Consider the following 310-nt stretch of genomic DNA (forward strand, 5'->3'; position numbering starts at 1 on the left):
CGCCGTCTGCAGGTCTTCCTCGCGTGTGGCCTCGTGCGCGCTCAGCTGCTGCTGGCGCTGCAGCTGCTGGCCCGCCAACCGGTGCTGGGCCTGCTGCTCGGCCAGCTGGGCGCGCAGCCCCGCCAGGGATGCACGGCCCGCATCCACCGTCGCACGCTGCACGCTGGGGTCAATCTCCACCAGCAGATCGCCCTTGGCCACCTCGGCACCGGGCTGCACGCGCAGCTTCAGAATCTGGCCCGATACCTGCGCGCCCACATCCACATAGCTGCGCGGCTGCAAGGTGCCAATCGCCGTCACCGTGGCCTCG

General features: G+C 71.0%; 1 pseudogene. It reads right to left on the minus strand.

The annotated features are described in order from the left end of the window. Positions 1-310, minus strand: a pseudogene (locus H928_RS28080) (biotin/lipoyl-binding protein); the annotation flags it as partial.

Origin of the sequence: Comamonas sp. B-9, from assembly GCF_000410635.1 — a bacterium.
In the GTDB taxonomy this organism is placed as follows: domain Bacteria; phylum Pseudomonadota; class Gammaproteobacteria; order Burkholderiales; family Burkholderiaceae_C; genus Comamonas.